At 66.9% G+C, this 6,772-nt stretch carries 5 protein-coding genes; 3 read left to right on the top strand and 2 right to left on the bottom strand.

Features of this window, described 5'->3' with window-relative positions:
• Positions 1-226: 226 nt before the first annotated feature.
• Positions 227-1,141, bottom strand: a complete 915-nt coding sequence (locus J2T47_RS25415; RefSeq protein WP_253452998.1) for a LysR family transcriptional regulator — start codon at positions 1,139-1,141, stop codon at positions 227-229.
• Between the two features lie 119 nt (positions 1,142-1,260).
• Between J2T47_RS25415 and J2T47_RS25410 the strand changes: the two genes are divergently transcribed.
• The 3 genes from J2T47_RS25410 (at position 1,261) to J2T47_RS25400 (ending at position 5,815) form a co-directional block, all read left to right on the top strand.
• Positions 1,261-2,991 carry an amidohydrolase gene (locus tag J2T47_RS25410; protein ID WP_253452996.1) on the top strand — a complete coding sequence of 577 codons (1,731 nt, stop codon included), beginning with the start codon at positions 1,261-1,263 and terminating at the stop codon, positions 2,989-2,991.
• A gap of 67 nt (positions 2,992-3,058) precedes the next feature.
• Positions 3,059-4,138 carry a C45 family autoproteolytic acyltransferase/hydolase gene (locus J2T47_RS25405; protein WP_253452994.1) on the top strand — a complete coding sequence of 360 codons (1,080 nt, stop codon included), beginning with the start codon at positions 3,059-3,061 and terminating at the stop codon, positions 4,136-4,138.
• Positions 4,139-4,477: 339 nt separating this feature from the next.
• Positions 4,478-5,815, top strand: a complete 1,338-nt coding sequence (locus J2T47_RS25400; protein ID WP_253452992.1) for an MFS transporter — start codon at positions 4,478-4,480, stop codon at positions 5,813-5,815.
• On the opposite strand, the gene J2T47_RS25395 is transcribed toward J2T47_RS25400, so the two are convergent.
• The gene (locus J2T47_RS25395; protein WP_253452990.1) at positions 5,808-6,692 is read right to left on the bottom strand and encodes a DMT family transporter; all 885 of its coding nucleotides are present in this window, start codon (positions 6,690-6,692) and stop codon (positions 5,808-5,810) included. The genes J2T47_RS25400 and J2T47_RS25395 overlap by 8 nt on opposite strands.
• Between the last annotated feature and the right edge of the window lie 80 nt (positions 6,693-6,772).

Raw genomic sequence — 6,772 nt, 5'->3', positions numbered from 1 at the left:
CACGACGGGCCATCCCTGGCCCATCGTGGCTCTCGCGACATCCATGTCGCTCAACCCCTGAAACTCCGCTTCAACGAGGCCTCCTGAACGGGGCATTCGGTGTGCGCGGATATTTTTCTGGAAGCCTTCAAGAGCCAGAGCCAGAGCTGAGTGGCTCCGCGTAGGAGCGAGCTTGCTCGCGAACCGCACGGCACGGCATCCACCGGTGGAGCACCGCAGCCCCGCCTCAGACCAATCCCTTCCCCTGCAAATGCTCGCGCAGGTACTCGATGAACACCCGAACCTTGCGCGTGCTGCGCCGGTGCGGCAGGTAGAGCACATGCACCCAGGGCCCGAAGGCGCTCTGGTCGCGCCAGCAGTCGGGTAGCTGCTCCACCAACTGGCCGCTTTCCAGGTAGGGCAGCGCGCTCCATTGCGGGAGGAACTGCAGCCCCTGGCCGTCGAGCAGGCAGGCCAGCAGGAAGTCGTAGTTGTCGCTGGCGATGCGCGGCACCGGCTGGCGGATGCGCAGGCGTTCGCCGTCCTTCTGCACCCACCAGAAATTCCGGTTCAGCAGCGGGTGGCGGAAGATCAGCCAGTCGTGCTGTTCATAGTTCTCCAGCGTCACTTCCAGGCCCTTTTCCGCGAGGTACTTCGGGCTCGCACAGAGCATCAGGCGGTTCTCGAGCAGCGGCTGGGCGATCACGTCCGGCAGGTCGATGGGGCCATCGCGCAGGGCGATGTCGTAGCCGCCCTCGACGAGGTCGACGAACTCGTCGAGCAGGTCCACCTCCAGGCGCACCTGCGGGTGCTCGCGCAGGAAGCGGCAGCAAACCGCGTTGAAGAAGGCCGGGGCGAAGGAGGGCGGCGAGACGATGCGCAGGCTGCCGCGCAACTCGGTCTGCAACTGCTCGACTTCCTCGCTGGCGCGCTGCAGTTGCATCAGCGCCGAGCGCGCGCCTTCCAGGTAGATGTGCCCGGCCTCGGTCAGCGCCATGCGTCTAGTGGTGCGCTCGAACAGGCGCTGGCCCAGGTCGGCCTCCAGTTGCGCCACGCCCTTGGTGATCGCCGACGGCGTCTTGCCCAGCTGTTCGGCGGCGCGGCTGAAGCCGCCGTGGTCGGCGGTGGCGACGAACATGGTGAGGGCGGTCATCTTGTCCATGGATTGCTTCCTGGTATTGCTTCCTGACAGGAACAGAAGTTGTGCGGGAAGTCAGTGTTAAAGCCACCGGGGCTTTTGCTTAACCTTCGTCACAGATCAACAATAACGAAGGATCTGCGATGAAACTACTGATTCCGGCGCTGGTGTCGGCGGCTTGCGCTTTTTCCTCGATGGAAACTATGGCCACCGCCGAGCTCATCTTCCACGGCGGCAAGGTCTACACCGCCGAACCCGGCCAGGCGCTGCAGCAGGCGCTGGCAGTGGAGAACGGCCGCATCCTCGCCGTCGGTTCCGACGCGCAGATCCTCAAGCTCCAGCAGCCGACGACGAAAGTCATCGACCTGCATGGCCGGGTGCTGATGCCCGGCTTCATCGACGCCCACACCCACCTGGTCAAGGGTGGCCTGCAGATGCTCCAGGCCAACCTGGACAACCAGGACCTGCCGCTCACCGAGTTCGAGAACAAGCTGCGTCAGTGGCGTGACGACGGCCGTGCGCGACGTGGCCAGTTCCTCTATGTCGGCGGCGTGCCGACGGCGTACTGGGATGAGCTCGGCGAGCTGCAGCAGCGCTTCAATCAGGGCGAGTGGGCGAAGCAGCCGATTCTCCTGGCCGGCGGCGACTACCATACTGGTTGGGCCAACCAGGCTTTGCTCGATCTGGCCGGCATCGATGCGGCCAAGGTCAAGTCGCTGCAGGGCGAGGAGCAGGCCACCATCGGCCACGGAGCCAACGGCAAGCCCAATGGTTTCCTGGTCGACGCCGGTCTCTATCCGGTGCAGGCCATGCTGCCGCTGGCGAGCAATGACGAGCTGCTCAAGGCGCTGAAGGGCGCGCAGAGCTACTACCACGAACTGGGCATCACCGCCTGGATGGAGCCCCTGGCGAACGAGAATCCCGGCGGCGACATCCACAACGATTCGGTCGGCGTGCTGCCGGCCTACAAGATGCTGGCGGAACAGGGCGGGCTGACCGCGCACGTCGCCGCGCTGCTGATGGCCGACTCCAAGGCAACCCCCGCCGACCTCGACGAGCTGGACAAGGTGCGCAAGCAGTTCGCAGGCGTTGCGAACCTGACCCTGCCGGGCATCAAGATCTTCGCCGACGGCGTGGCCGAGGTGCCGGCGCAGAGCGCGGCGATGCTCGAGCCCTACAGCAACTCGAAGAAGTACGGCGAGCTGCTGATCGATCCGAAGCATTTCGGCGAGCTGGTCAGCGCCGCCGACGCCCGCGGCTGGCTGGTGCACATCCACGCCATCGGTGACCGCGCCGTGCGTGAGTCGCTCAACGGCATCGAGCAGGCACGCAAGGATCGCCACAGCGGCATCCCGCACTCGATTACCCACCTGCAGATGGTCAACCCGAAGGACTTCCCGCGTTTCAAGGCGCTCGACGTGATCGCCGCCATGCAGCTCTACTGGGCCGCGGCCGACGAGAACAGCGTCGACCTGGTCAAGCCCTACGTCAGCGCCATGGCCTTCCTGCACATGTACCCGGCGCGCTCGCTGCTGAAGAACGGCGCGACTATTTCCGGCGCCAGCGACTGGCCGATCACCACGCCCGATCCGTGGAAGGCCATCTACCAGGCGATCCAGCGCGTCGGCCCGAAGGGCGTGCTCAACGCTGCCGAGGACATCGACCGGCAGACCATGTTCCAGGCCTACACCCTGAACGCTGCGCGCACCCTGCGCCTGGAGCAGAGCATCGGTTCGCTCAAGCCCGGCAAGCAGGCCGACCTGGTCCTGCTCGACCGCGACGTGTTCACGGTCAAGCCTGAAGCACTGCGCGATACCCGCGTGCTCAAGACCTGGTTCGCTGGTCGTGAAGTCTATAGTCGTTCGAGCGAATAACTCTGACCCATCCGGAGTGCCCCGTCGCTCCAGTGTCGTTCAAAAAAGCAATTGCAGGAGCCTTGCCGTGATTCTTCATACCTTCACCACCGACCTCCGCGACCCGCTGCAGCGTGGCCGGCAGATCGGCGAAACCTTCGCCGGGCAGATCCGTCAGACCGTGGCGCTGTACCTGGACTTCTTCCCGCGCGTCGGCGTGGAGATCGACAAGGCCCGCGCCATTGGCGAAGCCAGCCTCGCGGCGCTGGCCGACTGGTGCCCGGCCCTGGCCAGGGAAGTCGAAGGCCTGGCGCTGGGTGTGTCCTTGCCGCTGTGGCAACTGGCGGCGCTGAATGCGCGCACCGAAATTCTCGCAGTGATGCCGGAACAACCGGTGGAAGGCGAGTGCTCCACCTCGGTCTACGCCCCGGCTGGCGCTGCTGCCCCGCGCAGCCTGCAGACCTGGGACTGGCACGACAGCCTGGTGCCCCACGGCCTGCTGCTCGGCTTCACCGGCAGCACCGGCCTGACCGCCAAGCTGTTCACCGAGTTCGGCATGCTCGGCAAGATCGGCGTGAACAGTGCCGGGCTCGGCGTGCACTTCAACATCCTGCACCACGCCAGCGACGATGGCAGCGCCGGCGTGCCGGTGCATGCCATCGCCCGCCGCGTGCTGGAAGAAGCCACCAGCGTCACTGAGGCCATCGACATGGCGCGCTCGGCGCGGGTCAGTGCGTCCACCGTGCTGACCGTCTTCACCCGCGACGACGTACGCGCCCGTGCCGCCAGCATCGAGATGAGCCCGGCGCACACCGCCGTGGTGGTACCGCGCGAGGATGGCTGGCTGCTGCACACCAACCACTTCCTCGACGGCGAACTGAGCTGGGGCGAGCGCACGGCGGACGTGTCCACCACCTACGCGCGCCTGGATCACCTCAAGGCCGCCACCGCCGGCATGACCGACAAGGCCCTGCGCGAGCGCGCCGACGCCTTCTGCGGCGCCGACGGCGACCAGGCGGTGGTGTGCTTCCACCCGGACATGTCCGAGCCGGACACCGAGCGCTGGGAAACCCTGCTGAGCATCGGCCTGGATACCGCTGGCTGCGCGCTGGAGTACGTCGCCGGCACGCCGAAGAAGTTGGCCGACGAAGGCTTCCTGCGCTTCTGAAAGCGTGATGCCAGCTGGGCGCACCCTCTCCCCAGCCCTGGCTGCGAGCCCCGCTCCGAAGGGAGAGGGAGCCGTGTGTGCCGGCTGAAGCCATGGTGTCATCCTGCTCCGAACAGTCCCCTCTCCCTTCAGGGAGAGGGTTAGGGAGAGGGGGGCGCCAGAGCGCAGTAAGTCCGTAGGGCGCATAACGCGCCAGCGTTATCCGCCGCCGAGCTAAGGCGGATAACCCGTTCCGGGTTATGCGCCCTACGTGTCACCGCTTACAAAACCACCCCCCCGTGACGGCCCGCCGGCCGCCGCGCGGGTTTCGTGTTGCCACAAGAACAAGAGTGAACCGCCATGATCGACCACACGCCCGCAGCTCCCGGCTCGCGCTCGGCCTTTCGCACCTTCTGCGTTTCCGGCATGGGCACCGCGCTGGAATTCTACGATTTCGTCATCTACGGCTATGCGGCCGCGCTGATCTTCCCGCAACTGTTCTTCCCCGGCATGGATCGCCTGACCGCCGTTCTGGTCGCCTTCGCGGCGTTCGGCGCCGGGTTCTTCGCCCGCCCGCTGGGCGGCGTGGTGTTCGGCCACCTGGGTGACCGTTATGGCCGGCAGAAGGCGCTGGTCGCCACCCTGGTGCTGATGGGCCTGAGCACCCTGCTGATCGGCTTCCTGCCGACCCACGCCAGCATCGGCGCGGCCGCGCCCGTTCTGCTGGTGCTGCTGCGCCTGGTGCAGGGTTTTGCCGCCGGCGGCGAGTGGGGCGGGGCGGCGCTGTTCGGCATCGAGGTCGCACCCAAGGGGCGCCGTGGCCTGTGGGGCAGCTTCACGAGCATGGGCATCGGCATCGGCGGCATCTTCGGTTCGGCGGTATTCGCCATCGTCAGCTTCGCCTTCGAGGACGACCTCAGCGGCATCGCCTGGCGCATCCCGTTCTGGCTCGGCGGCCTGCTGGTGCTGGTCGGCCTCTATGCACGCCTGCAGAACACCGCGCCGCAACCCAAGGCCGCGCCGCAAGCCGAGGCGCGCATGCCGCTGATGGATGCCTTCCGCCGTCGCCCGCGCGAGCTGCTGCTGTGCATCGGCATCGCCTTCGGCTACGTCACCATCGCCTATATCGGCAGCACCTTCTTCCTCGCCTACGCGACCGAGATCGGCTACAGCAGCAGCCACGCCTTGCTGTTCGATTTCTCGCTGTCGGTGGCCATCGTCGCCTCCGCGCCGTTCTTCGGGCACCTGTCGGACCGCCTTGGCCGGCGCACGGTGATGATCTTCGGGGCGGCGATCATGGCGCTCGGGCTGTTCGCCTTCTTCCCGCTGATCGGCCTGCACAACCTGCCGCTGGCGCTGCTGGCCTATGTCGCCGTGGGCTTCTTCATGGGCGCGACCCAGGGGCCGATCCCGGCGTTCCTCGCCGAGCAGTTCCCGCGCGAGATGCGCTACTCGGGCATCTCCTTCAGCTACCAGATCGGCGCGGCGCTGGGCGGCGGCACGGCGTCGAGCATCGCCACCGCCATCCTCATCGCCACCGGGCGCAATCCGTTCGGCGTGGCGCTCTACGGCGCAGCGGCACTGCTGCTGGTGGCGGTGTGTTCCTGGCTGCTGCGGGAAACCTCGCGCTTGCCGATGGAAGTGATCGACCGCGACGAGGCTGCACCCGCCAGCGTGTCGGTACAGGCGATCAACTGACCGCGCGCGTCCTGGTGCCTGGCACTATGCCGAGCACCAGGGTGCAGCCGAGCAGGATGGTCAGCGCGCCCACGCCCTGTATCAGCGACAGGCTTTCGCCGAGCACCAGCGCGCCCACCAGCACCGCGACCACGGTGACGACGAATTCGACGCTGATGGTCCTGGTCGCGCCAATGCGGGAAACGAGCTGGAAGTAGACGACGTAGTTCACCGCGCTGAACACGCAACCGCAAAGCAGCAGGAAGACGAAGTCGACCGGTTGCGGCGTGCCGGGCACCGGCACCCAGATCAGCAGGGGCAGGGTCAGCAGCCCGCCGATCCCGAAGGCGCCGCAGGTCACTTCCCACGGCCCGGCGGTGCGTAGCTTCAGGCTCGCGTAGTTGCTGCCGAACGCTGCGCACACCGCGCCGAACACCGAAGCCGCGCTGCCGAGGATGAACTCGTGGGTGATCGGCACCACCGGGAATCCCACCAGCAGCACCATCCCGCAGAAACCCAGCACCAGCCCGCCCAGGCCGCTCCAGGTGATGCGCTCCAGGCCCCAGAGGCGGCCGATGAGCATGGAGAACAGCGGAATGCCGGCAACGAAGATCGCGGCCATGGCGGTGCCGATGCGTGGGGTGGCGTAGGTCATGCCGATCAGCTGGCCGGCCACCGTGGTCGCGCCGACCACGCACAGCGGCTTCCACAACCCTTGGAAATTCAGCCGGCGCCCGGACAACCTGGCCACCGCGAACAACGTGAAGCTGGCGATCAGCGCACGGAAGCTGACCGCGCCAACCCAGCCGAACCCGGCGATGGCCTTGAGCAGCACGAGAAAGGACAGCCCCCAGCCGATCGCAAGGAACAGGTAGGCGGCAAGGTCGCGCGGTTGCATACGACTCCGTTGGCACAAGGCAGAGAGGGCCACCGAAGCGCGGCAGCGAATGCCGCTATCTTGCCGGGCGCACTTGGCCC

Origin of the sequence: Pseudomonas nitroreducens (genome assembly GCF_024170165.1) — a bacterium.
Taxonomy (GTDB): domain Bacteria; phylum Pseudomonadota; class Gammaproteobacteria; order Pseudomonadales; family Pseudomonadaceae; genus Pseudomonas; species Pseudomonas nitroreducens_C.
Note: the sequence above shows the minus strand (reverse complement) of the source record. Positions and strands in the feature narration are given on the sequence as shown.